The 26,651-nt window shown below is 70.3% G+C and carries 27 protein-coding genes and 3 tRNA genes; 7 read left to right on the forward strand and 23 right to left on the reverse strand.

The genetic code is table 11. The features are described from left to right. Window positions 1-76: 76 nt before the first annotated feature. The 7 genes from KCH48_RS41045 to KCH48_RS41075 all read right to left on the reverse strand — a co-directional run bounded on the left by KCH48_RS41045 (window position 77) and on the right by KCH48_RS41075 (window position 3,750). Window positions 77-1,519, reverse strand: coding sequence for an MFS transporter (locus tag KCH48_RS41045; RefSeq protein ID WP_210582745.1), 1,443 nt, complete (start codon window positions 1,517-1,519; stop codon window positions 77-79). Between the two features lie 92 nt (window positions 1,520-1,611). Then, window positions 1,612-2,181 carry a TetR/AcrR family transcriptional regulator gene (locus KCH48_RS41050; RefSeq protein WP_210582746.1) on the reverse strand — a complete coding sequence of 190 codons (570 nt, stop codon included), beginning with the start codon at window positions 2,179-2,181 and terminating at the stop codon, window positions 1,612-1,614. 94 nt (window positions 2,182-2,275) lie between these two features. Further along, window positions 2,276-2,704 (reverse strand): MaoC family dehydratase, encoded by a 429-nt coding sequence (locus KCH48_RS41055; RefSeq protein ID WP_210582747.1) that lies wholly within the window; start codon window positions 2,702-2,704, stop codon window positions 2,276-2,278. A gap of 2 nt (window positions 2,705-2,706) precedes the next feature. Further along, on the reverse strand, window positions 2,707-3,159 hold the full coding sequence (locus KCH48_RS41060) for a MaoC family dehydratase N-terminal domain-containing protein (RefSeq protein ID WP_210582748.1): 453 nt from the start codon (window positions 3,157-3,159) through the stop codon (window positions 2,707-2,709). Between the two features lie 140 nt (window positions 3,160-3,299). After that, entirely contained in the window at window positions 3,300-3,464 is a 165-nt protein-coding gene (gene rpmG, locus KCH48_RS41065; RefSeq protein ID WP_003948671.1) for a 50S ribosomal protein L33, read from the reverse strand. Window positions 3,465-3,558: 94 nt separating this feature from the next. Further along, window positions 3,559-3,631, reverse strand: a tRNA-Met gene (locus tag KCH48_RS41070). 46 nt (window positions 3,632-3,677) lie between these two features. Continuing rightward, window positions 3,678-3,750, reverse strand: a tRNA-Thr gene (locus KCH48_RS41075). Window positions 3,751-3,994: 244 nt separating this feature from the next. Between KCH48_RS41075 and KCH48_RS41080 the strand changes: the two genes are divergently transcribed. Together KCH48_RS41080 and KCH48_RS41085 are read left to right on the forward strand one after the other, a co-directional pair. Next, entirely contained in the window at window positions 3,995-5,299 is a 1,305-nt protein-coding gene (locus KCH48_RS41080; RefSeq protein WP_210582749.1) for an amidohydrolase family protein, read from the forward strand. Between the two features lie 233 nt (window positions 5,300-5,532). Beyond that, window positions 5,533-6,189, forward strand: coding sequence for an NAD(P)H-binding protein (locus KCH48_RS41085; protein WP_210582750.1), 657 nt, complete (start codon window positions 5,533-5,535; stop codon window positions 6,187-6,189). A 34-nt stretch (window positions 6,190-6,223) separates the two neighbouring features. Here the strand turns inward: KCH48_RS41085 and KCH48_RS42745 are convergent, their stop codons facing one another. Then, window positions 6,224-6,436 (reverse strand): hypothetical protein, encoded by a 213-nt coding sequence (locus tag KCH48_RS42745; protein WP_246886709.1) that lies wholly within the window; start codon window positions 6,434-6,436, stop codon window positions 6,224-6,226. Between the two features lie 230 nt (window positions 6,437-6,666). On the opposite strand from KCH48_RS42745, the gene KCH48_RS41090 reads away from it, so the two are divergent. After that, the gene (locus KCH48_RS41090; RefSeq protein ID WP_210582751.1) at window positions 6,667-8,805 is read left to right on the forward strand and encodes a LamG domain-containing protein; all 2,139 of its coding nucleotides are present in this window, start codon (window positions 6,667-6,669) and stop codon (window positions 8,803-8,805) included. A gap of 315 nt (window positions 8,806-9,120) precedes the next feature. On the opposite strand, the gene KCH48_RS41095 is transcribed toward KCH48_RS41090, so the two are convergent. Next, a tRNA-Tyr gene (locus tag KCH48_RS41095) sits at window positions 9,121-9,202 on the reverse strand. A gap of 220 nt (window positions 9,203-9,422) precedes the next feature. Here KCH48_RS41095 and KCH48_RS41100 point away from each other — a divergent pair. Further along, window positions 9,423-9,911, forward strand: a complete 489-nt coding sequence (locus tag KCH48_RS41100) for a YajQ family cyclic di-GMP-binding protein (protein ID WP_189941171.1) — start codon at window positions 9,423-9,425, stop codon at window positions 9,909-9,911. Window positions 9,912-9,999: 88 nt separating this feature from the next. Here KCH48_RS41100 and KCH48_RS41105 read toward each other — a convergent pair whose 3' ends face one another. After that, entirely contained in the window at window positions 10,000-10,266 is a 267-nt protein-coding gene (locus KCH48_RS41105; RefSeq protein WP_210582752.1) for a GlsB/YeaQ/YmgE family stress response membrane protein, read from the reverse strand. 160 nt (window positions 10,267-10,426) lie between these two features. Between KCH48_RS41105 and KCH48_RS41110 the strand changes: the two genes are divergently transcribed. Beyond that, window positions 10,427-11,674, forward strand: coding sequence for an APC family permease (locus KCH48_RS41110; RefSeq protein ID WP_210582753.1), 1,248 nt, complete (start codon window positions 10,427-10,429; stop codon window positions 11,672-11,674). 59 nt (window positions 11,675-11,733) lie between these two features. Here KCH48_RS41110 and KCH48_RS43080 read toward each other — a convergent pair whose 3' ends face one another. The 13 genes from KCH48_RS43080 to KCH48_RS41175 form a co-directional block, all read right to left on the reverse strand. Beyond that, window positions 11,734-11,865: a hypothetical protein gene (locus KCH48_RS43080; RefSeq protein WP_282615255.1), complete on the reverse strand. Its 132-nt coding sequence runs from the start codon at window positions 11,863-11,865 to the stop codon at window positions 11,734-11,736. Window positions 11,866-11,968: 103 nt separating this feature from the next. Further along, window positions 11,969-12,364 carry a YccF domain-containing protein gene (locus tag KCH48_RS41120; protein WP_210582754.1) on the reverse strand — a complete coding sequence of 132 codons (396 nt, stop codon included), beginning with the start codon at window positions 12,362-12,364 and terminating at the stop codon, window positions 11,969-11,971. After that, window positions 12,361-13,224, reverse strand: a complete 864-nt coding sequence (gene htpX, locus KCH48_RS41125; RefSeq protein ID WP_210582755.1) for a zinc metalloprotease HtpX — start codon at window positions 13,222-13,224, stop codon at window positions 12,361-12,363. The genes KCH48_RS41120 and htpX overlap by 4 nt, the downstream gene beginning before the upstream one ends. Window positions 13,225-13,401: 177 nt before the next feature. After that, the gene (locus KCH48_RS41130; RefSeq protein ID WP_210582756.1) at window positions 13,402-14,925 is read right to left on the reverse strand and encodes an NADH-quinone oxidoreductase subunit N; all 1,524 of its coding nucleotides are present in this window, start codon (window positions 14,923-14,925) and stop codon (window positions 13,402-13,404) included. Continuing rightward, the gene (locus KCH48_RS41135) at window positions 14,922-16,496 is read right to left on the reverse strand and encodes a NuoM family protein (protein ID WP_210582757.1); all 1,575 of its coding nucleotides are present in this window, start codon (window positions 16,494-16,496) and stop codon (window positions 14,922-14,924) included. Before KCH48_RS41135 ends, KCH48_RS41130 begins: the two co-directional genes overlap by 4 nt. 6 nt (window positions 16,497-16,502) lie before the next feature. After that, complete coding sequence (locus tag KCH48_RS41140; protein ID WP_210582758.1) at window positions 16,503-18,497, reverse strand: NADH-quinone oxidoreductase subunit L; 1,995 nt, start codon at window positions 18,495-18,497, stop codon at window positions 16,503-16,505. After that, window positions 18,494-18,883 carry an NADH-quinone oxidoreductase subunit NuoK gene (gene nuoK / locus KCH48_RS41145; protein ID WP_210582759.1) on the reverse strand — a complete coding sequence of 130 codons (390 nt, stop codon included), beginning with the start codon at window positions 18,881-18,883 and terminating at the stop codon, window positions 18,494-18,496. Before nuoK ends, KCH48_RS41140 begins: the two co-directional genes overlap by 4 nt. Further along, on the reverse strand, window positions 18,883-19,563 hold the full coding sequence (locus KCH48_RS41150) for an NADH-quinone oxidoreductase subunit J (protein WP_210582767.1): 681 nt from the start codon (window positions 19,561-19,563) through the stop codon (window positions 18,883-18,885). The genes nuoK and KCH48_RS41150 overlap by 1 nt, the downstream gene beginning before the upstream one ends. Continuing rightward, window positions 19,563-20,267 (reverse strand): NADH-quinone oxidoreductase subunit I, encoded by a 705-nt coding sequence (locus tag KCH48_RS41155; RefSeq protein ID WP_210582760.1) that lies wholly within the window; start codon window positions 20,265-20,267, stop codon window positions 19,563-19,565. The genes KCH48_RS41150 and KCH48_RS41155 overlap by 1 nt, the downstream gene beginning before the upstream one ends. A 2-nt stretch (window positions 20,268-20,269) precedes the next feature. After that, the gene (locus KCH48_RS41160) at window positions 20,270-21,238 is read right to left on the reverse strand and encodes a complex I subunit 1 family protein (protein WP_210582761.1); all 969 of its coding nucleotides are present in this window, start codon (window positions 21,236-21,238) and stop codon (window positions 20,270-20,272) included. After that, a complete protein-coding gene (locus tag KCH48_RS41165; protein ID WP_210582762.1) occupies window positions 21,235-22,413 on the reverse strand; it encodes an NADH-quinone oxidoreductase subunit C in 1,179 nt (392 codons plus the stop codon). The genes KCH48_RS41160 and KCH48_RS41165 overlap by 4 nt, the downstream gene beginning before the upstream one ends. Next, window positions 22,410-23,072 (reverse strand): NADH-quinone oxidoreductase subunit B, encoded by a 663-nt coding sequence (locus KCH48_RS41170; protein WP_210582763.1) that lies wholly within the window; start codon window positions 23,070-23,072, stop codon window positions 22,410-22,412. Before KCH48_RS41170 ends, KCH48_RS41165 begins: the two co-directional genes overlap by 4 nt. Further along, window positions 23,063-23,470, reverse strand: coding sequence for an NADH-quinone oxidoreductase subunit A (locus KCH48_RS41175; RefSeq protein ID WP_307841092.1), 408 nt, complete (start codon window positions 23,468-23,470; stop codon window positions 23,063-23,065). The genes KCH48_RS41170 and KCH48_RS41175 overlap by 10 nt, the downstream gene beginning before the upstream one ends. A 197-nt stretch (window positions 23,471-23,667) precedes the next feature. On the opposite strand from KCH48_RS41175, the gene KCH48_RS41180 reads away from it, so the two are divergent. Both KCH48_RS41180 and KCH48_RS41185 read left to right on the forward strand, forming a co-directional pair. Continuing rightward, window positions 23,668-24,885 carry a sensor histidine kinase gene (locus KCH48_RS41180; protein WP_210582765.1) on the forward strand — a complete coding sequence of 406 codons (1,218 nt, stop codon included), beginning with the start codon at window positions 23,668-23,670 and terminating at the stop codon, window positions 24,883-24,885. A gap of 129 nt (window positions 24,886-25,014) precedes the next feature. Beyond that, window positions 25,015-26,406 (forward strand): sensor histidine kinase, encoded by a 1,392-nt coding sequence (locus tag KCH48_RS41185; RefSeq protein ID WP_210582766.1) that lies wholly within the window; start codon window positions 25,015-25,017, stop codon window positions 26,404-26,406. Window positions 26,407-26,651: the final 245 nt, after the last annotated feature.

Raw genomic sequence — 26,651 nt, forward strand, 5'->3', positions numbered from 1 at the left:
TCCGCCCAGCCACCGCGCCGGGTGCTGTCGGGTGCCTCGCGTACGGCCCCACCCGGTGCGGTGGGGCCGTTCCTTGTCAGCCTGCGGCCGGTTCCAGGGCCGGCTTCGGGGCCTCGGTCCGGGTCGGCTGCTGGGGGTGCGTGGAGCGCCCTGCCGGGATCAGAAGGGCTGCGATTCCGGCCAGGGCCACCACCGCGGAGCCGGTGACCAGGGCAGGGCGCAGGCCGTCGACGAAGGTCTGTCCCGTCTCGTAACCGCCCTGAGCGGAGAAGATCGAGGCCATGACGGCGATGCCGAGCGCGCCGCCGACCTCGCGCAGGGCGTTGTTGGCGCCGGAGGCCACGCCTTGCTCACTGGGTCGGACGCTCGACATGACCAGGTTGGCGGCGGGGGCGAAGTAGAGGGCCATTCCGATGCCGCTGATGATCAGGCCGGGCAGTTGGATGGAGTAGGAGGCGTCCGCTGTGACCACGGAGGCCATGTAGCCGAGGCCGATCGCCTGGAGGAAGAGGCCGGTGGCTACGACGGGGCGGCCGCCGATGCGGTCGGAGAGGATGCCGGCGATGGGCGCGACGAGCATCGGCATGCCGGTCCACGGCAGCATGCGCAGGCCCGCCTCGGTGGGCGAGTAGCCGAGCACTCCCTGCATGTACTGACTGAGAAGGAAGATCGAGCCGAACATGCCCAGGAACATCAGCAGGCTCGCGGCGTTGATCCCGGAGAACGCCCGGGAGCGGAACAGCCGCATCGGGAGCATGGGGTTCTTGGCACGGGCGCTGTAGAGGACGAAGCCGACCAGCAGCGCGGATCCGGCGAACAGGCCGGTCAGGACGAGAGGGGCGGTCCAGCCGTCGGCGGGGCCGCGGACCAGGCCGTAGACGATCCCGAAGAGGCCGCCGCTGGCGAGCAGGGTGCCCGGGACGTCGAGCGGGGAGCCGGTGCCATGGGACTCGGCGAGGCGGAGGCGGGCGAGCGGCAGCAGGGCCAGGCCCAGCGGGACGTTCAGCCAGAAGATCCACTGCCAGGAGATGTGCTCGGTGAGGCTGCCCCCGATCAGCGGTCCGGAGGCGACGGCGAGTCCATTGACGGCGCCCCAGATGCCATACGCCATTCCGCGTTTCGCGGCGGGAACGGCCGCTGTGAGCAGGGTGAGCGTCAGAGGCATCATGATCGCGGCGCCTACGCCCTGGACCGCGCGGGCGGCGATGAGGCTGTCGATGCCGGGTGCGACGGCCGCGGCCGCGGACGCGCCGGTGAAGATCGTGAGTCCGATGATGAGGAGCCGGCGACGGCCGAAGCGGTCGCCGAGTGCCGCGCCGAACATCAGCAGCACGGCGAAGGTGAGCGTATAGGCGCTCACGGTCCATTCCAGGTCTTCCAGCGCTCCGCCGAGATCCTCGCGGATCGAGGGCAGCGCGGTGGTGACGACGAGGTTGTCCAGGGACGCCATGAATCCGGCGACACTGGTGATGGCGAGAGCCCAGACGGCCTCTCCACGACGTGCGGTCTGCTGTGACATCTCTCCCCCAGAGGGTGATCACTTGCCGTGGTTAGTAATTGATGACTAACTTTTGCGGTCATGAAAAGACGCTTGGACAGGCTCTCCTGGTCTCAGTGCTCGAGTCGACCCTTGGCACGCGCGGAGGGATAGAGCCCCTCCCACACCCGGTGCTCAGGCGGGAAACCCATGGTCACCAGGCAATTGACGAGCATCCCGTACGCCATGAAGGTCGTCGTCTCATTGACGTCGGCCCCCAGCGGCAGATGGACGGTCTCCCACAGGCGCATCCAGCCGTCCCGTACCGCCGCACCGAACTCGTGGTCGCCCTCCTTCTCGGCGGCCCCCACGGCGACATACATCTGCATCTGCATCAACAGCAGCTCGGGGTGCTCCGCGATGACCTTGGTGTACGCGTTCGCCATGGCGTGCAGGGCCTCTTCGCCGTGCAGACCTTCAGCGGCCTGCCCGAAGGTCTGAATGGTGTCCTCAACGCACCGCTCGGCCGCCGCCAGGAAGATCGCCTTCTTGCCCGGGAAGAGCCGGAAGAGATACGGCTGCGAGACGCCGACCCGCTTGGCGATCGCCTCGGTCGACGTGCCGTGATAGCCGCCGCGGGCGAACTCGTTCGTCGCCGCACGGATGACGCTCTCGCGCCTCTCGTCTGCGCTCATCCTGACCATGCGAGAAAGTTAGTGCTCAATCACTAACTACGTCAAGGGACTGTATGAGTAAGGGGCGCCCGCTATTGCGGGCGCCCCTTACCGAAGACCATGCTCAGGCCAGCCGGACGACCGCCCGGGACATCCCCAGCACCTTCTGCCCGGCGCTCGTGACGGTCAGGTCGACGCGGACCGTGTTGTCGTCGAGCTTGGCCGCGACCTTGCCGACGACCTCGATCGTGGCGCCCTGGTCGTCGTTCGGGACGACGACGGGCCGGGTGAAGCGGACGCCGTACTCGACGATCGCGGCCGGGTCGCCGGTCCAGTCGGTGACCACGCGGATCGCCTCGGCCATGGTGAACATGCCGTGCGCGATGACGTCCGGCAGCCCGACCTCCTTGGCGAACTTCTCGTTCCAGTGGATCGGGTTGAAGTCCCCGGAGGCGCCCGCGTACCGAACGAGGGTGGCGCGGGTCACGGGAAAGGACTGGGGCGGCAGCTCGGTGCCGACCTCCACGTCCTCGTACGAGATCTTCGCGGTCACTCTCAGTCCCCCTCTGCGGCGCGCGCCACGAGCTTGGTCCAGGCGGTGACGACGTGCTCGCCCGCCTCGTCGTGGACCTCGCCGCGGATGTCCAGGATGTCGTTACCCGCCATGGACTTGATCGCCTCGATGGTGGACGTGACCGTGAGCCGGTCGCCGGCGCGCACCGGGCGGACGTAGGAGAACTTCTGGTCGCCGTGCACCACCCGGCTGTAGTCCAGGCCCAGTTGGGGGTCGGCGGTGACCTGTCCCGCGGCCTTGAAGGTGATCGAGAAGACGAAGGTCGGCGGGGCGATCACATCGGAGTGACCGAGCGCCTTGGCGGCCTCCGGGTCCGTGTACGCCGGGTTGGTGTCCCCCACGGCCTCCGCGAACTCGCGGATCTTCTCCCGGCCCACCTCATAGGGGTCGGTGGGCGGATAGGTCCGCCCCACGAAGGACTGGTCGAGCGCCATGGGCTCGGCACCTCCTGATAGTTCAGCCGGTCCTGCTGGCCTGCTGGTCCTGCTGTTGCGCGGTTACCGGTCGGTTCCGGCCGGTGGAACGACGCGAGGCCGCCCCCGATGTGGGGACGGCCTCGTCGTACGAGCCTGATTTATCGCGTTTCGCGATGCGCGGTGTGCGCATTGCAACGCGGGCAGTGCTTCTTCATCTCCAGTCGGTCCGGGTTGTTACGCCGGTTCTTCTTGGTGATGTAGTTCCGCTCCTTGCACTCCACGCAGGCCAGCGTGATCTTCGGGCGGACGTCGGTGGCAGCCACAGGAGTGCTCCTTGACGAACGGATGGGACGATTAACGCATAGACATAGAAGAGTAGCCGATCGAAGGACCGACCCCACAATCGGCTACTGTCAGTAGCGGTGACCGGACTTGAACCGGTGACACAGCGATTATGAGCCGCTTGCTCTACCGACTGAGCTACACCGCTGTGATGTGATCGGTTCCCGCCTTGCGGCGAGAACCTCCCACACCGGAGCCCCAATACGGAATCGAACCGTAGACCTTCTCCTTACCATGGAGACGCTCTACCGACTGAGCTATTGGGGCGAGCGATGAAGACATTACACGCTCGGCCGCCGTTCACCCAAATCCGTTTCGCGGCACCCTGTCCCGTCCCGAACGCAGGTCCGCCACGCGCGCGTGAAGCGTCCCCGCGCGCCTCTCCCGTTCGGCGGACCACGCCGGTACGACTATTGCGGGCCTGCGCGTCGCGCGCGGATCGCCACCCTAGGCTCGACTCACTCTGTGTGATCTTGCGTCCTCCGCGCAGTCCCCGAGCCACTGGAGCGCGATGCCCGACAGCCAGCCGCAGCCGCCCCCTTCGTCGTCGTCCGCTTCGGGCTCGTCGTCAGCTTCGGGCTCGTCGGGTTCGTCGGGCTCATCCGGGAAGACCGAATCGGCCTCCCTGCTGCTGTGCGGGGCGCGCCTCACCGACGGCCGGACCGTGGACGTACGGCTGGGCGGCGAGCGAATCGAGGCGGTCGGTACCGCCGGGAGCCTGACGGCGGAGGGTTCGCCAGGCCCGGGCGCGCGCGTGGACCTCGGCGGCTATCTGCTGCTGCCCGCCCCGGCCGAGCCGCACGCCCACGCCGACACCGCGCTGTCGGCGGACGAGGGTGGTCCGGTCTCGTACGACCCCCAGGACGTCCAGCGCCGGGCGACCGAGGCCGCGCTGCTGCAGCTCGGACACGGGGCGACCGCGCTGCGGGCGCACGTGCGCGTGGGTGACGTGCAGGGGCTGGGCGCGCTGGGCGCCGTACTGCAGGCTCGGCGATCGCTGCGCGGGCTCACCGAGTTGATGACGGTGGCCATGCCCCGTGTGCTGACCGGCCGTGCCGGGGCGGACGGGCTCGCGATGCTGCGGGACGCGGCGAAGATGGGCGCCTCCGTAGTGGGCGGCTGCCCGGATCTGGACCCCGATCCGACGGGCTACGTCGAGGCTGTCCTGGAGGTCGCCACCGAGCACGGCTGCCCCGTCGACCTGCACACGGACGCCACCGACCCGGCTCGTCTCGCCCGCCTCGCGACCATGGCCGGCGGGCTGCGCCCCGGGGTCACACTCGGACCGTGCGGGGGCCTCGGCCGGCTGCCCTCCGAGGTCGCCGCCCGTACCGCCGACCAGCTCGCCGCGGCCGGAGTGACGGTGGCGTGCCTGCCCCAGGGCGGCTGCGGGGGCGTCGACCGCCGGGGCACCGCTCCGGTACGGCTTCTGCGCTCGGCCGGCGTACGGGTGGCCGCGGGCAGCGGCTCCCTCCGTGACGTCTCCAACCCGGTCGGCCGCGGCGATCCCCTGGAGGCCGCGTATCTGCTCGCCTCTCGCTACGGGCTGCGCCCCGAGGACGCCTACGACGCGGTGAGCACGACCGCTCGTGCGGTGCTCGGCCTGCCGGAGGTCCGTGTGGAGGCGGGTTTCCCGGCCGAGCTGCTCGCAGTGCGGGGCGACGGGCTGGCGAGCGCGCTGTCGCTGGCGTACAGCCGGATCGTGGTGCACCGGGGGCGCGTGGTGGCACGGACGAGCGCGGTACGGGAGTACTGCAACTCGACGGTGGCGGTGGAGCTGGGGTTGCCTCGGCAGGGGCGCGGGGAGTTGTCGTGAGGGTTGGGGTGGTGGGAGTGCGCGCGGGTCGGCTCGGGATCGGGATTGAGGTCGGGGCGTGCCCGGTTGCTGTGTGCGCCCTGTCGTGGGGCGCGTGACCGTGGTGTGAGCGCTGCGGGATGCGGAGCGTGGGGCATTGGTAGGCGCCCGGCGCACGATCCGGGGCGTGCGCGCCGTGGGGCGTGGCTGAAGTCGTGCGGCATGGGCGGCCGTCCGGGCGTACGGTCGGAAGCATGCGCATTGTCATCGCTGGGGGTCATGGTCAGATCGCGCTGCGGCTGGAGCGTCTGCTCGCCGCGCGGGGAGACGAGGCGGCAGGGATCATCCGCCACGCCGAACAGGGCGACGATCTGAGAGAAGCCGGCGCCGAACCGATCCTGCTGGACCTGGAGTCGGCCTCGGTCGAGGAGGCCGCGGCCCATCTGCAGGGCGCGGACGCGGCGGTCTTCGCGGCCGGCGCGGGCCCCGGCAGCGGGGCGGCCCGCAAGGACACGGTGGACCGGGACGCGGCGATCCTGTTCGCGGACGCGGCGGTCCGGGCGGGCGTACGACGCCACGTGGTCGTGTCGTCGATGGGCGCGAACCCGGCGCATGAAGGAAGCGAGGTCTTCGACGTGTATCTGCGCGCCAAGGGCGAGGCCGACGCGCACGTCCAGAGCCTCGACGCCCTCGACTGGACGATCCTGCGCCCCGGCATGCTCACGAACGACGCCGGTACCGGTCTCGTACGCCTGGAGGCCCACACGGGCCGCGGCGCGATCCCGCGCGACGATGTGGCCGCCGTACTGGCGGAACTCGTGGACACTCCGGCGACGGCCGGCCTGACCCTGGAGCTGGTCAGCGGGTCGGCGCCGGTGGCGGTCGCGGTGAAGTCGGTGGCGGGCAACTGAGGGGCGGCTGCAGGGTCGAAGCAGACCCGCGACCTCAGAAGAGCGGCAGCTGCCCGGGAAACTCGGGGACGACGTACCCGTCCAACGACGGCTGGGTCGCCCCGAGTTCCGCGAATCTGCGTGAGCCGGAGCAGGACACCAGCTCCCCACTCTCCCGCGCCCCCGGCGGATCATGCCGCGCGAACCTCCCCGCAACGACGGCGATCTCACGCCGGCATTCGGGACACCGTCTGCGAGGAGTGGACATGGGGCAAGTGTGCCCCGGCAGAACACCCTGACAACGAAGAGACCCCCCTCCGTCTGCGTTTCCGCAGTTCGGAGGGGGAAGTCGGCATGCTTCCGCGCGGGTTTCCGCTGCATGCCCTGTTCTGGCGGGCCGTCAGAAAACTGGCTCGGCAATGTCGGTGGCCACTGTTAGCCTCCTGCCGCTCGGCTGTCCGACGACCGAGCATTCATTCAGGGGAGGGGTACTCATCCATGTCAGGGAGATTCAGGAAGCGAAGACTGCTGTTGGGCAGTTGCCTCGCGGCGGTCTTGGGGGCGGCCGCACCGGGCACCGTGTACGCGGCGGAGAAGGAGAACCTGCCGCCCGTCGTCCAGGACCTGCAGACCGGGTTCAAGGACTGCACGACAGGTGACACGCCGGCCTACATCGGACAGCCTCCGGTCCTCACAGCCCGGCTGACCGATCCGGTCGAGGACGACCGCGTCGGATACCCGGAGCGGCTCACCGCCGAGTTCGAGATCTGGTGGTCGGACGCGAACGGCGCAGAGCAGCGCCGTTCCTTCACCACCGCCCCTGCCTACCCGGACGGGATCCACCGCATCAACGTCCCGTCCGACATTCCGGCCGACACGGTCATCTCCTGGCACGTCCGCGCCAACGACGGCACGGTGGACTCCGCCTGGAGTTCCGAGGCGCCCAGCGCCGCATGCCGGTTCGTCTACGACGACCAAAGCCCGGCAGCGCCGGTTGTGAGCTCGCCGGAGTACCCCGCGGAGACGTGGTGGGTCGGCGGCGTCGGCATCTACGGCAGCTTCACCATGGACTCCCCCTCACCGGACGTCGCCGAGTACCAGTACAGCTTCATCGGCGGCCCGCACGGCACCGTCCGCCCCTCCGAGACCGGCGGACCAGCCACGATCCGCTTCGTACCGCTGAGCAACTCCCCGCAGAGACTCAGCGTCCAGGCCCGCGACCGCTCCGGCCGGATGAGCGGGCGCACCGACTACACGTTCTTCCCGAAGGCGGCGAGCGCGCCGGTCTCGCGCTGGAAGCTGGCCGACGCGGCCGGCTCCACCACGGCAGCCGCCGAGGCGGGCCAGGCGGCACGGGCGGGACGCGGCGTGGCCTTTGACGGCCCCGTGCCCTCAGGAACCCCCCTCACCTCCACAGCCACCCTCGACGGCAGCGGGCACGGCTTCCTCACCACGGACACTCCGGCCGTCGACAGCGGCAAGACCTTTGCCGTCGGCGCCTGGGTGCGCCCGGCGGAGACTGGCCGTGCAATGACCGTAGTGAGCCAGAACACCGAGTCCGGCATGGCATACGCCCTCGGTCTCGAGGCCCCTGAGAACGCGACCGCCGACTGGACCTTCACTCTCGGCGGCGCGAAGGTGGCCGGCGGCACTCCGGAGGCCGGTGAGTGGGCTTACGTGCTCGGCGTCTACGACACCGAGACCGGGTACGCCCAGCTCTTCGTCAACGGCCACGAGGTCGGCACCAAGGTCAAGGCTGCGCCGGTCACAGCGGACGGCGCGTTCCAGATCGGCCGGATCCGCGGCAAGAACGGCTACCGGCAGCGCTGGCACGGCGATATCGGCGACGTCCGCGCGTACGACCGTCTCGTCGTCCCGCAGGAGGTGACCGAACTCGCGCACCGCAAGCCGAAGTCACTCGGCCACTGGTCGTTCAGCACGGCCGCCGACGGCATCTCGCCCGAGAACAACGGCGGTTCGCCACTGCGGCTCGGGGCGGGCGCGTCGATCAACCGAGGCCCGGACAACTCCTGCCTTCCCGACATCGACCCCGACTGCCCTTGGAAGCCGTACCCGCTGGTCGGCGAGGGGAGCCTGGTGCTGGACGGCGAAAACGGTCACGCGGTCCTCGACGCCCCGGTGGTGGACACTGGTGACAGCTTCACGCTTGGAGTCGTCGCCAGTATTGACGCCGACGCCACCCGGCCGATGACCGTGCTCTCGCAGGCCGGTAAGCACACCGAGGCGTTCAAGCTCCGCTACGACCCGTCGACGTACGCCTGGCAGCTGATCATGCCGGAGCGGGACGAGGCGGGCGCACCGGACACGGTCGTCTCGCAGGTCACGATGCCGAGCGGCAGCAGCGGCCAGGGCACGCGGCTGGCCATCGTCTACGACGACGCGACCGACACGGTCAAGCTCTACGCCGACGGCTACACGAACGCCGGGGCCACCGCCCAGCTCCGCGACGGCTGGACGAGCACCGGCCCGCTCCAGGTGGGGCGTGCCAGCACGGCCGACGGCTGGGGCGAGTACCTGAAGGGCGACGTCGACGAGATCCAGGCGTTCGCAGGCGCTCTGCGTGACGGCGACGTCCTCGCCCTGGGCCACGAGACCGAGCCCTGCCTGTGCCGCTGACGCCACTCAGTCCGTCGTCCACGGCTTTCGCCGGACCAGACAGAAAGAATGGCCCACAGAGTCGGTAGGAACCAGGAAGTCGTCGGGGTCCGGCTGGCGTTCCGGGCAAGTGGCGCCCAGGGACAGCAGCCGGGCCTCGGCCTCGCCGACGGCCAGCCGCTCTGCACCTGTCCGCCCAGTCCAAAGTGACGAGCCGCAGGCGGCTGCCAAGGCAAGACAGACCGGGAAAAGTACCCAGATCCCCATCAGTGCTCCAGGAACGCCGAAAGGGTCTGCGATCAGCATCGCTGCTGGTCACAGACCCTTTCGGTCGTGTGGCGGCGCCAGGATTCGAACCTGGGAAGGCGAAGCCGGCAGATTTACAGTCTGCTCCCTTTGGCCGCTCGGGCACACCGCCAGGGTTGCTGCCGTTCGAACCGCTTTTCGGCGGTGCTCGCTGGCAACGACCTAAACAATACCCGATGGACAGGGGTGCTTCGCCACCCGATTGATCGGCGCTCGGGGGACGGTGGGTGGCTAGGCTTATGCGGATGCGGCCCGGGACGACGCCGGGCTCGGCGGCCCCACGTACGCCGATACGCACCCGATACGCACCCCGATACAAGGAGCCACAGGACATGGCCGACTCCAGTTTCGACATCGTCTCGAAGGTCGAGCGGCAGGAGGTCGACAACGCCCTCAACCAGGCCGCCAAGGAGATCTCGCAGCGCTACGACTTCAAGGGCGTGGGTGCCTCGATCTCGTGGTCCGGTGACAAGATCCTGATGGAGGCGAACTCCGAGGACCGGGTGAAGGCTGTCCTCGACGTCTTCCAGTCCAAGCTGATCAAGCGCGGGATCTCGCTGAAGGCCCTTGACGCGGGCGAGCCCCAGCTGTCCGGCAAGGAGTACAAGATCTTCGCGTCGATCGAGGAGGGCATCTCCCAGGAGAACGCGAAGAAGGTGGCGAAGATCATTCGCGACGAGGGTCCGAAGGGCGTGAAGGCCCAGGTTCAGGGCGAGGAGCTGCGGGTCAGCTCGAAGAGCCGTGATGACCTGCAGGCCGTCATCGCTCTGCTGAAGGGCAAGGACTTCGACTTCGCGCTGCAGTTCGTGAACTACCGGTAAGTCGCGCCTGTGACGCCGTACGAGGAAGGGGTGGGCACCGAGTGGTGCCCACCCCTTCTTCCCTGCTGGCTGCGGTCGGGGGATGCGCTCAGTCGCGCGAGTTGCCGAACAGGAGGCGGTAGGCGACCAGCAGGACCAGGGAGCCGCCGATCGCCGCGGCCCAGGTCGTGGTGTCGTAGAAGTCCTTGGTGATCGGGTGGTCCAGCCAACGGGCCGATATCCAGCCGCCGATGAACGCGCCCGCGATGCCGATCACGGTCGTACCGATGAAGCCGCCCGGGTCCCGGCCCGGCAGCAGGAACTTGGCGATGGCTCCGGCCAACAGTCCCAGAATGATCCAGCCAACGATGGTCATGCCGTGAACCTGCCCCTTCGTGCTGTGCCCGCACTGTCCCTGCGCTGTGATGCAGGCCCGTCGGGCCGGTTGTACTGGTCGCGCGCGTGTTCGTGCCTTGTTGATGAAGAGGACGTCACCGGTGCACCCGCCGGTTGCACTGATCAGTAGGGTGCGGTGCGTGACGGCTTCCAGCTCTGAACTACGGCGCACCCTGGGTGTCGGGGACGCCGTGCTCATCGGCCTGGGTTCCATGGTCGGAGCCGGGATCTTCGCCGCCCTGGCGCCCGCCGCACACGCCGCCGGGTCCGGGCTGCTGCTCGGGCTGGGCGTCGCCGCCGTGGTCGCCTACTGCAACGCCACGTCGTCGGCGCGGCTGGCCGCGCTGTATCCGGCCTCGGGCGGCACGTATGTGTACGGGCGCGAGCGGCTCGGGGAGTTCTGGGGTTATCTCGCCGGCTGGTCGTTCGTGGTCGGCAAGACGGCGTCCTGTGCGGCGATGGCGCTCACCGTGGGCGCGTACGTCTGGCCGGAGCAGGCGCACGCCGTAGCGGTCGCGGCCGTGGTGGCGCTGACCGCGGTGAACTATGGCGGGGTCCAGAAGTCGGCCTGGCTGACCCGGGTGATCGTGGCTGTCGTGCTGGCTGTCCTCGCTTCCGTGGTGGTCGTGTGCCTGGGGTCCGGGGACTCCGACGCCGGGCGGCTGGACATCGGGGCCTCCGGTGGTCTGGGCGGGGTGCTTCAGGCGGCGGGTCTGCTGTTCTTCGCGTTCGCCGGGTACGCGCGGATCGCGACCCTCGGTGAGGAGGTACGGGATCCCGCGCGCACCATTCCCCGTGCCATCCCGCTGGCTCTGGGCATCGCACTGGTGGTGTACGCGTGTGTGGCGGTGGCTGTCCTTTCCGTGCTGGGGGCGGGCGCTCTGGGCGACGCGGCCGCGCCACTGGCCGACGCGGTGCGGGCGGCGGGGGTTCCGGGGCTGGTGCCGGTGGTGCGGGTGGGTGCTGCCGTGGCCGCGCTGGGTTCGCTGCTCGCCCTGATCCTCGGTGTCTCGCGTACGACGCTCGCGATGGCGCGGGACCGGCATCTGCCCGGCGCGCTGGCGGCCGTCCATCCGCGCTTCCAGGTGCCGCACCGGGCGGAGTTGGCCGTGGGCGCGGTGGTAGCGGTCCTGGCCGCCACGGTGGATGTACGCGGCGCGATCGGGTTCTCCTCCTTCGGTGTGCTGGTCTACTACGCGGTGGCCAACGCGTCGGCCTGGACGCTCCGATCGGCTCCCTTGGCCCGGGTGGTGCCGGCGATCGGGCTGCTCGGGTGTGTAGTGCTGGCGTTCGCGTTGCCGGTGGTTTCGGTGGTTGTGGGTGCGGGTGTGCTGGCCTTGGGCGTGGCGGCGTATGGCGTGCGGCGACGGTGGGTGGCCGGGCGGTAGGTGCGCGGTCCTGGGCACGGCGGTAGGTGCGCGGTGGCCCCGTGGCCTTGCGAGGATGGTTACGGCATCAGCGCCGTGCGTATGCGGAAGTCGGCCCAAGGGGCCGGCTCCAGCTCTTCGTTCATCTCGACGTACCAACCCGTGCGTGCCTTGGCCGCCACCTGTGTCAGCAACTGCTCGATCTCGGTCATGGGTTCATGATGCAAGCCGCCACTGACAATCGAGCGGGGCTGTGGACAACCGTCGGGCTGTGGATAACTGGCGGTCGGAGGCGGCGCGGTCGCCGCCTCCGACCTACCAGCGCGACGAGAACGGCTGGTCCGTCGACACGATTTCGCGGCCCAGCGGGAGCAGCGACACCGGGATGAGCTTGAAGTTGGCGATGCCGAACGGGATGCCGATGATCGTGATGCACAGGGCGATGCCGGTGACGATGTGGGCCAGGGCAAGCCACCAGCCCGCGAGGACCAGCCACAGGACGTTGCCGACGCAGGAGGGGGCGCCGGCGTCGCGGCGCTCGACCGTCGTGTACCCGAAGGGCCACAAGGCGTAGACGCCGATACGAAACGCGGCGACGCCGAACGGGATGCCGATAATGGTGATGCACAGCAGCACGCCCGCGAGCAGGTAGCCGAGGAACAGCCAGAAACCGCTCAGGACGAGCCAGATGACGTTGAGGATTGTCTTCACTGGGGGCGACCTGCCATCTTCTCGAGCCGGGCGATGCGTTCGGCCATCGGCGGATGTGTCGAGAACATCTTGGAGAATCCCTGACCGGGCCGGAAGGGGTTCGCGATCATCATGTGGCTCGCCGTCTCGATCCGGGGCTCGGGCGGCAGCGGGAGCTGCTTGGTGCCCGTCTCGAGCTTGCGCAGGGCGCTGGCGAGGGCCAGGGGATCGCCGGTGAGTTGGGCGCCGGACGCGTCCGCCTCGTACTCCCTGGAGCGGCTGATGGCCAGTTGGATGAGAGTGGCGGCGAGCGGGCCCAGGATCATGATCAGCAGCATGCCGAGGAGGCCAGGTCCGTCGTCGTCATCGGAGCGGCCGATCGGGATCAGCCAGGCGAAGTTGACCAGGAACATGATCACCGAGGCGAGCGCGCCGGCGACCGACGAGATCAGGATGTCGCGGTTGTAGACGTGGCTGAGTTCGTGGCCGATGACACCGCGCAGCTCGCGCTCGTCGAGGATGCGCAGGATGCCTTCGGTGCAGCACACGGCTGCGTTGCGCGGGTTGCGGCCGGTCGCGAAGGCGTTCGGCGCCTCCGTCGGGGAGATGTACAGGCGGGGCATGGGCTGGCGGGCCTGGGTGGAGAGGTCACGGACCATGCGGTACAGGGCCGGGGCCTCGAATTCGCTCACCGGGCGGGCACGCATCGCGCGTAGCGCGAGCTTGTCGCTGTTCCAGTACGCGTACGCGTTGGTCCCTAGGGCGATCACGACCGCGACGACGAGCCCCATACGGCCGAAGAGGCTGCCGATGACGATGATGAGTGCGGACAGTCCCCCGAGGAGTACTGCGGTCCTGAGCCCGTTGTGCCGGCGGTGCACGGTACGCCCTCCAAGTGGTGCGGCAGGGGAACCCTTTGCTTGTCGATGTCCGAAGCCACTGGTGCCGTGGTGTCACGTCCAGTGGACCCTCCCGTACTGGTCAACGCCAGGCGAGGGGGACTAGTTCCCTTGTGCGTGCGGCGGCGGGCGTGGGCCGTCCGGGTGAGGTGCGTGCGCTCAGAAGAGGCCGGTGTCGGCGAAGCGCAGGACCACCTGGGGCGCTCCGGAGAGGGCGATGCCGAGTACCGCCGTGATGGTGATCGCTGCGGTGACTGGTGCGGGCACCCGGTGCTCGACGGGCTCGCCCTCCGGGGCACGGAAGAGCAGGGCCGTCCACTGGAGGTAGTAGAACAGCGCGATCACTACGTTGACGGCCATCACCACGGCGAGCCAGCCGAGGCCCGCGTCGACGGCCGCGGAGAAGACGGTGACCTTGGCGAAGAGGCCGATGATGCCCGGCGGCAGTCCGGCGAGGCAGAGCAGGAAGAAGGCCAGGAGGAGGGCGGAGAGGGGGTTCTTCGCGTACAGGCCGCGGTAGTCGGTGATGCGGTTGAGGGATCTTGTACGGCCCACCAGTGCGGCCACCGCGAAGGCGCCGAGGTTCACGGCGGCGTACATGAGGGCGTAGGCGACGGTGGAGCCGATGGACTTCTCGGCGTCGTCGGAGTACGCGGCGGCGGCGATCGGCACGAGCAGATAGCCGGCCTGGCCGACGGACGACCAGGCGAGCAGTCGTACGGCGCTGTACGCGCGCGTGGACTGCTGGCGCAGGGCACCGACGTTGCCGACAGTCATGGTCAGGGCGGCCAGCGCGGCGAGTGCCGGGCCCCAGACGTCGGCGTACGACGGCAGCGCGATGACCGTGACGAGGATCAGGCCGGAGAAGCCGACGGCCTTGCCGACGACCGACAGATAGGCGGCGACCGGCAGTGGCGCTCCGATGTAGGTGTCGGGCACCCAGAAGTGGAAGGGCACGGCGGCCGTCTTGAAGGCGAAGCCGACGAGGGTGAGGACGACGCCGGTCTGGGCGAGGGTGACGAGCTGTCCGTCGACGTCCTGGATCCGGTCGGCGATCTGAGTGAGGTAGAGGGTGCCGGTGGAGGCGTACACGAAGCTGATGCCCATGAGGCTGACCGCGGTCGCGGTCACCGAGGACAGGAAGAACTTCAAGGCCGCCTCGGAGGACTTCCGGTCGCCGTGGCGAAGGCCTACGAGGGCGAAGGCGGGCAGGGAGGCGACTTCCAGGGCGACGATGAGGGTCGCCAGGTCGCGGGAGGCGGGCAGGAGGGCCGCGCCGGCCGCGGAGGACAGCAGCAGGAACCAGAACTCCCCTTCGGGGAGTCCCTTGTTGGCGTCCTTGAGGGCCGTCACCGACAGCAGGGCGGCCAGGAGGGCGCCGCCGAGGACCAGGAACTGGATGACGAGGGTGAAGCGGTCGGCCGTATAGCTGCAGATGTCCGGGGCGCCGGTCAGGCAGAAGGTGCTGCGGTCGCCGTCCAGGAGGGGCAGCAGCAGGGCGGCCGAGGCGGCGAGGCCCGCGACCGACACCCAGCCGAGCAGGGCCTTCCGGGCATCGGCGAGGAACAGGTCGGCCACGAGGACGACGAGTCCGACGACTGCCGCGACGGTGGGCGGCGCGATGGCGAGCCAGTCGACGGACTGGACGAGGGACTCGGCCAGTGGCTGGGCCAGGGCGCTCATCGGGTGCCTCCTGCGAGGAGCTGCTGCACGACCGGGTCGGTCAGGCCGAGGAGGGCCTTCGGCCACAGCCCGGCGATGACGGTGAGGGCGACGAGCGGGGTCCAGGCCGCGAACTCGTAGCTCTGGACGTCGGCGAGCTTCGGTGCCTCGTGCGGGACGACGCCCATGCAGACGCGGCGGACCACGACGAGCAGGTACGCGGCCGTCAGCAGGGTGCCGAACGCGGCGATCGACATGAAGGTCAGAAACGCCGGACGGCTGAGTTCGTCGGCGGGGTCGAACGCGCCGAACAGCGCCAGCATCTCGCCCCAGAATCCGGCGAGGCCCGGCAGCCCGAGCGAGGCGACCGCGGCGAAGGCGAGCAGACCGCCGAGGCGGGGTGTCTTGGCGTAGAGCGCGGCGCCGGTCTTGTCGGCGAGGGTGTCGAGGTCGGTCGTGCCCGTGCGGTCCTTCAACGCGCCGACCAGGAAGAAGAGGAGGCCGGTGATGAGGCCGTGGGCGATGTTGGCGAACAGGGCGCCGTTCACGCCGATCGGGGTCATCGTCGCGATGCCGAGCAGGACGAAGCCCATGTGGCCGACGGAGGAGTAGGCGATGAGGCGCTTGAGATCGCCCTTCGCGCCCCGCTTGGCGAGGGCGAGGCAGGCGAGGGATCCGTAGATGATCCCGACGACGGCGAACGCGGCGAGGTACGGCGCGAAGGTGCGGAAGCCGTCGGGCGTGATGGGCAGCAGAATTCGGACGAACCCGTACGTACCCATCTTCAGCAGGACGCCTGCCAGCAGGACCGAACCCACGGTCGGCGCCGCGGTGTGGGCGTCCGGCAGCCAGCTGTGCAGCGGCCACATCGGTGTCTTGACCGCGAGCCCGATCCCGATCGACAAAACGGCGATGACCTGCACGGATGTGGTCAGCGACCGGCCGTTGTCAGTGGCGAGTGCCACCATGTCGAATGTGCCCGCGTTGATTCCGATCAGGAGCAGGCCGAGCAGCATGACCACGGATCCGAGCAGCGTGTAGAGGATGAACCGCCAGGCCGCCTGGGTCCGGCCCTCACCGCCCCAGCGGGCGATGAGGAAGTACATCGGGATGAGCACCATCTCGAACGCGAGGAAGAACAGCAGCAGATCGAGGACGGCGAAGGTCGCGAGAGTGCCGGACTCGAGGACGAGCAGCAGTGCGACGAAGGCCTTCGGGGTCGGGCCCGCAGGCATCTTGAAGTAGGAGTAGAGCGCGCAGAGGAAGGTCAGCAGCGCGGTCAGGACCAGAAGGGGGAGGGAAATGCCGTCGATGCCGAGGTGGATCCGTACGTCGAGTGCGGGGATCCAGCTGATGTCCGTGCTGGCCTGCATCTTCGAGGGCTGGTCGTGGTCGAAGCCCAGCGTGAGGACGATCGCGGCGATGAGGACCGCGCCGGTCACGGTGACGCCGTGCCGCAGCACGGCCTGCTCGGGTGACTTCCCCTTCAGCCCGGGCGGGGCGGGCAGGAGAGCGGCGGCCGCGCCGAGGAGCGGGCCGACGACGACGAATGCCAGAAGGAACTGCATCACGGACTCGTTGATATCGATCACGCCTGCTCACGCTCCGGTGGCGACGAGGACGGCGGCGACCGCGAGGACGACGGTGCCGGCGAGCAGCGCGCTCACATAGGTCTGCACATTGCCGGTCTGGGCGCGTCGTACGGCGGCACCGAGCCAGCGGGGCAGGGTGCCCGCGCCGCGTACGTAGGTCTCGACGACCTCGCGGTCCAGGAACCGAACGAGGGTGGCTCCGGCCTGGACCGGGCGGACGAAGAGTGCCGAGTACACGGCGTCGAGGTGGAAGCCGACGGCCGCGTGGCGGTGGAGCGGGCCGAGCAGGAGGCGGCCCGGGTCTGCCGGGTCGGGCGCGTGGGCCACGTCTCCGTAGGCGGGCGCGTGGCTTGCGATGGCCTCGGCCTCGACCAGTCCGGCGTCACCTTCGGGGTGGGCCGCGACCGCGCCGATCGGTGTGCGGGCCGCCAGTGCGGTGGTGCGCTGCCAGGCTCCGTAGGTGGCGAGACCGCCGACGACGGCGAGGCCCGTGCCGAGGATGGATGTGGTGAGGGTCGGGGCCAGGTCGTCGCCGTCGAACCAGCCGGGCAGCGACTGGTAGGCCAACCCGCCGATGGCGAGTGACGGCGCGGCGAGCACCCAGAGCACCACGGTCATGGTGAGGGGCTGCCTGCCGTGGTCCGGGGCCTCGGCTCCCCGGCCGCGGAAGGCGAGCAGCCACAGGCGCATCGCGTAGGCGGCGGTGAGCAGGGCGGTGAGCAGGCCGGCGACGAGGATGATCCAGCCCGCGGCGACGGGGACGCCTTCGGCGTGGCCGGTGGTGATGTGCTCAGCGGCGCCGAGGACGGACTCCTTGGAGAAGAAGCCGCTGAAGGGCGGGATCGCGGCGAGCGCGAGGAGGGCCACGGTCATCGTCCAGTAGGCGTCCGGGACGCGGTCGCGCAGGTCGCGCATCCGGGATATGGCGGCCAGCGAGTTGGTGCCGGCGGCGTGGATGATCACGCCGGCCGCGAGGAACAGCAGCGCCTTGAAGGCGCCGTGCGTGAGGAGGTGGAAGACGGCGGCTCCGCGGTCGCCGACGGCGAGGGCGCCGGTCATGTAGCCGAGCTGGCCGATCGTCGAGTAGGCGAGGACGCGCTTGATGTCGTCCTGGGCGAGCGCGGCCAGCGCCGAGCCGGCCATCGTGACGGCGGCCATGACGGCGAGGACGACCATCGCGGCCTGCGAGGCCTCGAAGACAGGGAGGAGACGGGCGATGAAGTAGACACCGGCGGCGACCATCGTCGCGGCGTGGATCAGCGCGGAGACGGGCGTCGGGCCGGCCATCGCGTCGGGGAGCCAGGTGTGCAGCGGGAACTGCGCCGACTTGCCCGCGACGCCGGCGAGGAGCAGCAGGGCGATGAGGGTCGGATGGTCGAGCGCGCCGGTCGACACGGCCCCGAGGACCTTGGTGATCCGGAAGGACCCGGCGTCGGTGGCCAGCGCGAACAGACCGATCAGGAAGGGGACGTCGCCGAGCTTGGTCACCAGGAAGGCCTTGAGGGAGGCGGCGCGGGCCTCCGGGGTCTCCCAGTAGTGACCGACCAGGAAGTAGGAGCAGATGCCCATGATCTCCCAGCCGACCAGCAGCACCATCAGGTCGCCGGAGTAGACGACGAGGAGCATCGCGGAGGTGAAGAGGGAGACGAGGGCGGCGTACGAGGGGTAGCGCGGGTCGTCGCGCAGGTAACCCATCGAGTAGATCTGCACGCAGGAGGCGACGAAGGCGACCAGTACGGCGACGAGGGCGGCGAAGCCGTCGATGTGCAGGGCGAGTTCGATCGGGATCGAGCCCGTGGGGGTGAGTTCGGTGGCCGCGTTCACGGCCTCGTCCCCGCCCTGGCGCACGGCGACCGGCACAGCCACGACGAGGGAGGTGAGGACCGGCAGGACGGCGAGCGGGCGGACGAAGCCGGGAGCGCTACGGCCCAGGAGCAGGCCGGCGGCCGCGCCCAGGAACGGGAGGAGGGGGACGAGGACGGCGAGGGTGGTCGTGGTCACGCGGTGGCCTCAGCCTTCTCGGCCACGCCGGCTGCCGGGCCGTCGGTCTCGGGGCTCTCGGGCTCGTGGCCCTCGGCGGTGTCGCGGAGCTTGTCGATGTCCGCGGTGCCGCGGTTGCGGTGGACGGCGAGGACGATCGCCAGGCCGATGCCGATCTCGGCGGCGGCGATGGCGATGGTGAACAGGGTCAGCGCCTGGCCGGAGTGCAGGGTCTCCTCGGCGGTCCTGCTGAGCCAGACGTCGAAGGCGACGAGGTTGAGGTTGACGGCGTTGAGCATCAGCTCGACGGACATCAGGACCAGGATCGCGTTGCGCCGGGCGAGGACGCCGTACAGGCCGGTGCAGAAGAGGAGGGCGGAGAGTACGGCGGGATAGGCGAGGTGCATCAGCGGACACCTTCCTTGTCGGAGCCGTCTGCGTCGCCGGCTCCTGTGCCGCTGTCGGCCCCCTTGGTACTCGGGGTGCTCGGGGTGTTCGGGTCGGTCGCCGTGTCTGCCTTTGTCTTGCGGGAGAGGACGATCGCGCCGACCAGGGCGGCGAGGAGGAGGACGGAGAGGGCCTCGAAGGGGAGGACCCAGTTCTGGAAGAGGCTCGCTCCGGTGACCTCGGTGGAGCCGGCGGCCGGGCCGTCCAGCTCGATCCAGGTCGTGCGGAAGGCGTCGACGACGACCCAGACCAGGGCGACGGCCGCGGCGACGGCGACGGTGAGGGCGGCCCAGCGGTTGCCGGAGTCGGCGTCCGGGGAGCGGCCGATGGGGGCCCTGGTGAGCATCAGACCGAACAGAAGGAGGACGACGACGGAACCGACGTAGATGAGGACCTGGACCCAGGCGATGAACTCGGCGGTGAGCAGGAGGTATTCGACGGCGAGGCCGCCGAGGGTCACCACCAGCCACAGGGCGGCGTGCACCAGTTGCCGGGTGGTGACGGTGACCAGGGCGGCGCCGAAGGTGACCAGGCCGACGAGGAGGAAGGCGATCTCGACGCCGGTCGGGGAGAGAAAGCCGTGTGTGTCGGCGGCGACGGTGGTCGTGGTGTGCGCCGACGCGGCGGCCGAGGCGACGATCACGACTCGCCTCCCTGCGGGTCGGAGGGCTTGGCCTGCGGGTCGGAGGGCTTGGCCTGGGGATCGGCGGGCTTCGCCTGTGGGGTGGAGCCGGTCCCGCTCTCGGGCGTGGGGGTCGATGTGGGCCCGGATGGCTGCGCGGGGCCGGGCCGGCCCTCAGGTGGAGGGGGTGGTTCGGCCTGTGTGGCTGCCAGTTTCTCGGCGGTTTTGCGGGCTGCGGCGATTTCCTTGGGTTCTTCGGCGGCGGGGTCGAGGGCGGGTGGGGCGGGGACCGTCCACATCCACTCGCGGAGCTTGTCGCGTTCGTGGGTGAGTTCGCGGATATCGGTCTCGGCGTACTCGAACTCCGGGGACCAGAACAGGGCGTCGAAAGGACAGACCTCGATGCAGATACCGCAGTACATGCACAGGGCGAAGTCGATGGCGAAGCGGTCCAGGACGTTGCGGCTGCGTTCGCGGCCGCCGGGGGCCGCGGGCGGGACCGTCTCCTTGTGGGAGTCGATGTAGATGCACCAGTCCGGGCACTCGCGGGCGCACAGCATGCAGACCGTGCAGTTCTCCTCGAACAGGCCGATGACGCCACGGGTGCGGGGCGGCAGGTCGGGCTGGGCGTCCGGGTACTGGTCGGTGACGGACTTCCTGGTCATCGTGCGGAGGGTGACGGCCAGGCCTTTGGCGAGGCCGGACCCGGGAATGGGGGCCATGGTTACTGGATCACCACCTTCACGATGCCGGTGAGGGCGATCTGGGCGAGGGAGAGGGGGACGAGGAGGGTCCAGGCGAGCCTCTGGAGCTGGTCCTCGCGCAGGCGGGGGTAGGTCACGCGGAGCCAGATCACGATGAAGGCGAGGACGGCCGCCTTCAGCAGGGTCCAGACCCAGCCGAGGCCGTCGGCGCCCCAGGGGCCGTGCCAGCCGCCCAGGAAGAGGACGGTGGTGAGGCCGCACAGGACGACGATTCCGGCGTACTCGGCGAGGAGGAACAGGGCGAAGCGGAGGCCGGTGTACTCGGTGTACGCGCCGAAGATGATCTCCGAGTCGGCGACCGGCATGTCGAACGGAGGGCGCTGCAGTTCGGCCAGCCCCGCCACGAAGAACACGATCGCGCCGACGATCTGCCAGGGCAGCCACCACCACTCGAAGGCGTCGACGATGCCGGGGAGGGAGACCGTGCCGGCCGCCATCGCCACGGAGGCGGCAGTGAGCAGCATCGGGAGTTCGTAGGCGAGGAGTTGGGCGGCGGTGCGCAGGCCGCCGAGGAGGGAGAACTTGTTTGCGGAGGCCCAGCCGGCCATGAGCGAGCCGAGGACGCCTACGCCCATCACCGCGAGGACGAAGAAGATGCCCGCGTCGATGACCTCGCCGACCGCGCCCTCGCCCGGGCCGATGGGGATGGCGAGGAGGACCAGGAGGTACGGGAGGAGGGCGACGGCAGGGGCGAGCTGGAAGATACGGCGGTCCGCGCCCGCCGGGACCACGTCTTCCTTCTGCGCGAACTTCACGCCGTCCGCGACGAGTTGGGCCCAGCCGTGGAAGCCGCCGGCGTACATGGGGCCGAGGCGGCCCTGCATATGGGCCATGACCTTGTGCTCCGTCTGACCGATGATCAGAGGGAAGGTGAGGAAGACGACGAAGACGATCAGGAGTCGCAGGGTGACGTCGAGCACGTCGTTCACTGCGGGCCTCCTGTGGGGTCTTCGGTGCCTTCGGTGTCCTGGGTTTCCGGGGTGGCGTCCGCGTTCTCGTCCCCCGACTTCGGGGCGGTCTCCCCGGGCGGCTCGGGTTCGTCGAAGGTGGGGCGGGCGTGGTGCCAGGGGGCATCCGCGCTGCGGGGCGCCTCGGGCGGCGTGGCGGAGGCGGAGGCGGAATCCGACCCGCCCTCTGGCGCCGCATCCTCTGCTGCCGCACCCTCTGGCGTCGCTGCCCGCGTGCGCTGCGAGGCTGAGCCCTCGCCCACGCTCCGCGAGCGACGCGGCCGGGCCGGAGAGGCCGAGGCATCCGAAGGAACCGTCGGAGCCGATGGCGTGCCCTCCGCCGAAGGCGTTCCCCCCGTCGTAGGCGTGCCCTCCCCCGAGGCTGTGCCGCTGTCCGGCGTCGCCGTCTGACTCGCCGAGCCCTCCGACGCCGTACGGCTACGACGTACCGGACGGTCGCCCGCCGCGCCCGCACTCCCGCCCGCCCCCGTACCCGCACTCCCACCCGCACGTGCGGCCCGTGCAGGACGTTCGCCCGTGCCGCGTGCTGCCGCGCCCCGTGCGGGGCGGGCCGGGGCGGGTGGGAGTTGGCCTTTCTGGGGGCCCCATTCGTTGGGGTCGGGGACGCCCGGGGGGAGCATCTGGCGGCGCTTGGGGCCGCCGTGTTCGGACTCGCCCGGTTCCTTCGCGCCGGGCCAGGCCTTGACGACGCGGGAGGCGAGGACGAAGTCCTTGCGGAGGGGGTGGCCCTCGAAGGTCTCGGGCAGGAGGAGGTGGTCCAGTGCGGGGTGGCCCTCGAAGTGGACGCCGAACATTTCGTGGGTCTCGCGTTCGTGCCAGGCCGCGCCCGCGTACACGTCGATGGCGGTGGGCAGGGCAGGGGCCTCGTGCGGGACCGTCGTACGGAGCAGCAGGCGTCGTACTGGCGACAGGGCCGCGACATGGGCCGCGATGCGGAAGCCCGTGCCGGGTTCGTCGACCGCGCTGAGCCAGTCGAAGTAGGTGCAGCCCAGCTCGTCGCGGGCGGTCCGGAGTGCCGTGGTCCAGGCCGACGCCGGTACGTCGACCGTCAGGACCTCGTACGACTCCTCGGCCGTGGCCTCCGCGCCGAAGAGTTCCTCCGCGGGGGCGGGCAGCCAGCCGACGGCACCGGTCATCGGGCCTCCCCCGTATCGCCGTCCTTCGCGCTACTGCCGTCCGCCCCGCTACCGCCACCCGTCGCCGACACAGCCACCGCCGGCGGCTGCACCAACCCGCTCTGCAGCGCCGCCGCCGACGGACGCCCCGCAGAAGTTCCGTACCGCTCCCCCAGCGACTCCCGAGAGATCTTCTCCTGGAGCTTGATGATCCCCTGGAGCAGCGCCTCGGGCCTGGGCGGGCAGCCCGGCACATACACATCGACGGGGATGATCTGGTCGACGCCCTTGGTGACGGAGTACGAGTCCCAGTACGGGCCGCCGCAGTTGCTGCACGCGCCGAAGGAGATGACGTACTTGGGCTCGGGCATCTGCTCGTACAGGCGCTTCACGGCGGGGGCCATCTTGTCGGTGACCGTGCCGGAGACGACCATCAGGTCGGCCTGGCGCGGACCGGGTGCGAACGGGATGACACCCAGCCGGATGAAGTCGTGGCGGGCCATCGACGCGGCGATGAACTCGATCGCGCAGCAGGCGAGACCGAAGTTGAAGACCCAGAGCGAGTAGCGGCGGCCCCAGTTCAGGACGACCTTCATCGGCTCGGGGGCGAGGCGGGCGAGGGCGCCCAGCCGTTTCGGCTCCGGCAGCAGAACAGGCTCGGAAGAAGGAGTCACGTCCATGCCAGGACTCCCTTCTTGTAGGCGTACAGCAGGCCCACGGCCAGGAAGCCGAGGAAGAGGAACATCTCCACCAGCGTCGTCGCGCCGTAGCCGGGCGCGGCGAAGACCGTCGCCCACGGGAACAGGAAGATCGAGTCGACGGCGAAGATGACGTACAGGAAGGCGTAGACGTAGTAGCGGACCTGGGTGTGGGCCCAGCCCTCGCCGACGGGGTCGACGCCGCACTCGTACGTCAGGAGCTTCTCGGGGGTGGGGACCACGGGCCGCAGCAGGCGGCCGGCGCCGAAGGCGACCGCGACGAACAGCACGCCGATGACGGCGAGCAGCCCCACGACCGAGTACGACTGGAAGTAGTCCGCCGCGACGACGACGGTCGAATCGCGCACGTCCGTCTTCACGTCCGTCCTCACTCCCTGACCTCGTGACCCACGTGAACCCTGCGTTCGACGATCTGTACGCACGGGAGTCTAGGCCCTGATAAAGCGACGGTAAGCAGGCCTTCACGCCTTGGTCCACAGGGGTGGGGTTTTCCCCCGTGTATCCCCGGCGGCCGACCTCATGGCGCGGCGGCCGTCCGCGCGGCACGCTAGCCCATATGACCGCACGCACACCCGACACCGGCATGCCGCGCCACACCGCCACGGCCCCGGACGCCGAGCGCCTGCCGCCGGCCCACTTCGCCTTTCACTCGCAGACCTGGAAGGAGATCGCGCACCTTCTGCTGAACCTTCCGGTCGCGCTGTTCGGGTTCGTCTACGTCGTCACCGTGCTGTGGCTCGGCGCCGGGCTGACCGTCACGGTGATCGGCCTGCCGCTGCTCGCACTCGGGCTGACGGGCGCCCGGCAGCTGGGCAAGCTGGAACGGAAGCGGGCCAGGGCGCTGCTCAGGGTGCGGGTGGACGAGCCGAGCCCGTTGCGGATCCGTGGCCAGGGAGGGTTCTTCCAACGGCTGTGGATGTCGCTGAAGGACCCGGTGGGCTGGCGCACGGTTCTGTACGACTTCATCCGGCTGCCCTGGGGCATCCTCACCTTCACCATCACGCTGGCCTCGCTGTTCGTGCTGTGGCCGGTGCTGCCGTTCATCGCGCGGGGGCTGACCAACGCGGACCGGGCGATGGTGCGCGGGCTGCTGTCGCCCTCGGACGAGCTGGAGCGCCGTATCGCCGAGCTGGAGTCGGACCGGGGGGTCGTGGTCGACACGGCCGCGGCCGACCTGAGGCGCATCGAACGCGACCTGCACGACGGGGCGCAGGCGCGGCTGGTCAATCTGGCCATGGGGCTGGGTCTGGCCAAGGAGAAGCTGCTGGAGGACCCGGACTACGCCGCGTCGATGATCGCGGAGGCGCACGGCGAGGTGAAGCTGGCGCTGCAGGAGCTGCGGGACCTCGCGCGCGGGATCCACCCCGCGGTCCTCACCGACCGTGGCCTGGACGCGGCGCTCTCCTCCGTCGCCTCGCGCTGCACCGTGCCCGTGAAGGTGACGGCCGACCTGGACGCCAGGCCGGCCGCGGCGATCGAGGGCATCGCCTACTTCACCGTCTCCGAGCTGCTGCAGAACATCAGCAAGCACAGCGGGGCGCGGACCGCGTCGGTCGATGTGTGGCGGGTGGAGAACCGGCTGCTGATCCAGGTGTGGGACGACGGGCGCGGCGGTGCGCAGTTGGACGGCGGGACCGGCATGAGCGGTCTCGCCGAGCGGCTGGACGCCGTCGACGGCCTGTTCGTCGTCGACTCGCCGGCCGGCGGCCCGACGACGGTGACGGCCGAGCTGCCGTGGCGGGACCGCGCGCCTGACGCGGGCGGCCAGAGGTAGGGAAAACCCCCCGTTCAAGAGGCCGACGGACTCCATGGTCCGCGGAACTGCGGCAGAGCAGTGTGGGGGTACGACGGCACAGCCGCGGTACGACCAGGACGAGCAGGCCGAGTAGAACGGACGACGCCGATGGCCACGGAGTACGGACAGGGCTACGCCCAGCGCGACAGCGGGCTCGGACACCCCACCGGACACCCCACGGAGTACGCCACGTACGCCACCGAGACCGAGCGGCACCGGCTGCCGGCGGGGCTGCGGGCGCCGTTCGAGGCGCGCAGCTGGCGCGAGTTCACGTATGTGCTGCTGAGCCTGCCGATCAGCATCCTGCTCTTCACCTACGCCGTGACGATGGTGTCGCTGGGCGCGGGCCTGCTGGTCACCTTCCTCGGCATTCCGGTGCTGGCGGCGGCGCTCGCCGGGTGCCGGCTGTTCGGGTCGCTGGAGCGGGCGCGGGCGCGGGGACTGCTGGGGCTCGAGGTGGCGGCGCCCGAGCCGCTGCGGATGCGGAAGCCCGGCGCGATGGCCTGGATGGGGGCCGTGCTCAAGAGCGGCTCGTCGTGGCGGGCGCTGCTGTACGCGGTGCTGCACCTGCCCTGGGCGGTGTTCTCCTTCGTCGTCTCCGTGACCGTCTGGTCGATCGGCTTGTCGCTGCTGACGTATCCGCTGTGGTTCTGGCTCTTCCCGATGTACGGCGGTCAGGACGGCCTGCAGCTGTACGGCGACGAGACCCACCACGTCTACCTCGACAACGCCTTCGAGATCACCGTCACGGCGCTGGTGGGGCTGTTGTTCACGCTGGCCGCGCCGTGGATCGTGCGGGCGCTGACCACGGTGGACCGGATGCTGGTGCACGGGCTGCTCGGGCCCTCGCGGCTGGCGACGCGGGTCGTGGAGCTGGAGTCGGACCGCGGGGTCGTGGTCGACACGGCCGCAGCCGACCTGCGGCGGATCGAGCGCGACCTGCACGACGGGGCGCAGGCGCGGCTGGTGGCGTTGGCGATGGATCTGGGGCTGGCGAAGGAGAAGCTGACGGAGGATCCTCAGGCCGCGGCGCGGATGGTGGACGAGGCGCACGGTGAGGTGAAGACGGCGCTGCAGGAGCTGCGGGATCTGGCGCGGGGGATTCATCCGGCGGTGCTGACGGACCGGGGGCTGGACGCGGCACTGTCGTCGGTGGCGTCGCGGTGCACGGTGCCGGTGCAGGTGGAGGTCGATCTGGTGGAGCGGCCGGCGCCGGCGATCGAGGGGATCGCGTACTTCACGGTGTCGGAGCTGCTGCAGAACATCAGCAAGCATTCGCGGGCCACGTGGGCGGCGGTGGATGTGTGGCGGGTGGATCACCGGCTGATGCTGCAGGTCGTGGACAACGGGGTGGGGGGCGCGGACACCTCCGGTGGGTCGGGGCTGGCGGGGCTGGCCGAGCGGTTGGACGCGGTGGACGGGATTCTGGTGGTGGATTCGCCGGTGGGGGGGCCTACGCGGGTGACTGCGGAGTTGCCGTGGCGGAGTGAGCGGGTGTGAGCGGGTGAGGTGGGCGGGGGCTGGGGCCGGGCGGGGGTGGGTCGTGCGGCCGCCGCGCCGTCGTGGCGGGGGGGGGGGGGGGCGGGCGGCGGGGGGGGGGCGGGGGCGCCCCCCCCCCCCCCCGCCGCCGCCCCCGCCCCGCCCCCGCCCCCCGCCCCCCGCGCCCCCCCCCCGCCCCGCCCCCCGCCCTCCCCCCCCCCCCCCCGCCCGCCATTCCTTGAAGTCCGCCGCGCCCGTACGCGCGC

Source organism: Streptomyces sp. GESEQ-4 (assembly GCF_017948455.1).
In the GTDB taxonomy this organism is placed as follows: Bacteria; Actinomycetota; Actinomycetes; order Streptomycetales; family Streptomycetaceae; genus Streptomyces.

What these genes read in the sequence shown, in the direction of transcription:
- KCH48_RS41050 (WP_210582746.1), bottom strand. Translation starts at nt 2,181, where the DNA reads ATGGTCAGGATGAGCGCAGACGAGAGGCGCGAGAGCGTCATCCGTGCG.
- KCH48_RS41060 (WP_210582748.1), bottom strand. Translation starts at nt 3,159, where the DNA reads ATGGCGCTCGACCAGTCCTTCGTGGGGCGGACCTATCCGCCCACCGAC.
- KCH48_RS41105 (WP_210582752.1), bottom strand. Translation starts at nt 10,266, where the DNA reads ATGACCATCGTTGGCTGGATCATTCTGGGACTGTTGGCCGGAGCCATC.
- KCH48_RS43080 (WP_282615255.1), bottom strand. Translation starts at nt 11,865, where the DNA reads ATGACCGAGATCGAGCAGTTGCTGACACAGGTGGCGGCCAAGGCACGC.
- KCH48_RS41045 (WP_210582745.1), bottom strand. Translation starts at nt 1,519, where the DNA reads ATGTCACAGCAGACCGCACGTCGTGGAGAGGCCGTCTGGGCTCTCGCC.
- KCH48_RS41130 (WP_210582756.1), bottom strand. Translation starts at nt 14,925, where the DNA reads ATGAGCGCCCTGGCCCAGCCACTGGCCGAGTCCCTCGTCCAGTCCGTC.
- KCH48_RS41080 (WP_210582749.1), top strand. Translation starts at nt 3,995, where the DNA reads ATGCCCGACAGCCAGCCGCAGCCGCCCCCTTCGTCGTCGTCCGCTTCG.
- KCH48_RS41090 (WP_210582751.1), top strand. Translation starts at nt 6,667, where the DNA reads ATGTCAGGGAGATTCAGGAAGCGAAGACTGCTGTTGGGCAGTTGCCTC.
- KCH48_RS41180 (WP_210582765.1), top strand. Translation starts at nt 23,668, where the DNA reads ATGACCGCACGCACACCCGACACCGGCATGCCGCGCCACACCGCCACG.
- KCH48_RS41100 (WP_189941171.1), top strand. Translation starts at nt 9,423, where the DNA reads ATGGCCGACTCCAGTTTCGACATCGTCTCGAAGGTCGAGCGGCAGGAG.
- KCH48_RS41170 (WP_210582763.1), bottom strand. Translation starts at nt 23,072, where the DNA reads ATGGACGTGACTCCTTCTTCCGAGCCTGTTCTGCTGCCGGAGCCGAAA.
- nuoK (WP_210582759.1), bottom strand. Translation starts at nt 18,883, where the DNA reads ATGCACCTCGCCTATCCCGCCGTACTCTCCGCCCTCCTCTTCTGCACC.
- KCH48_RS41165 (WP_210582762.1), bottom strand. Translation starts at nt 22,413, where the DNA reads ATGACCGGTGCCGTCGGCTGGCTGCCCGCCCCCGCGGAGGAACTCTTC.
- KCH48_RS41085 (WP_210582750.1), top strand. Translation starts at nt 5,533, where the DNA reads ATGCGCATTGTCATCGCTGGGGGTCATGGTCAGATCGCGCTGCGGCTG.
- KCH48_RS41155 (WP_210582760.1), bottom strand. Translation starts at nt 20,267, where the DNA reads ATGGCCCCCATTCCCGGGTCCGGCCTCGCCAAAGGCCTGGCCGTCACC.
- KCH48_RS41185 (WP_210582766.1), top strand. Translation starts at nt 25,015, where the DNA reads ATGGCCACGGAGTACGGACAGGGCTACGCCCAGCGCGACAGCGGGCTC.
- KCH48_RS42745 (WP_246886709.1), bottom strand. Translation starts at nt 6,436, where the DNA reads ATGTCCACTCCTCGCAGACGGTGTCCCGAATGCCGGCGTGAGATCGCC.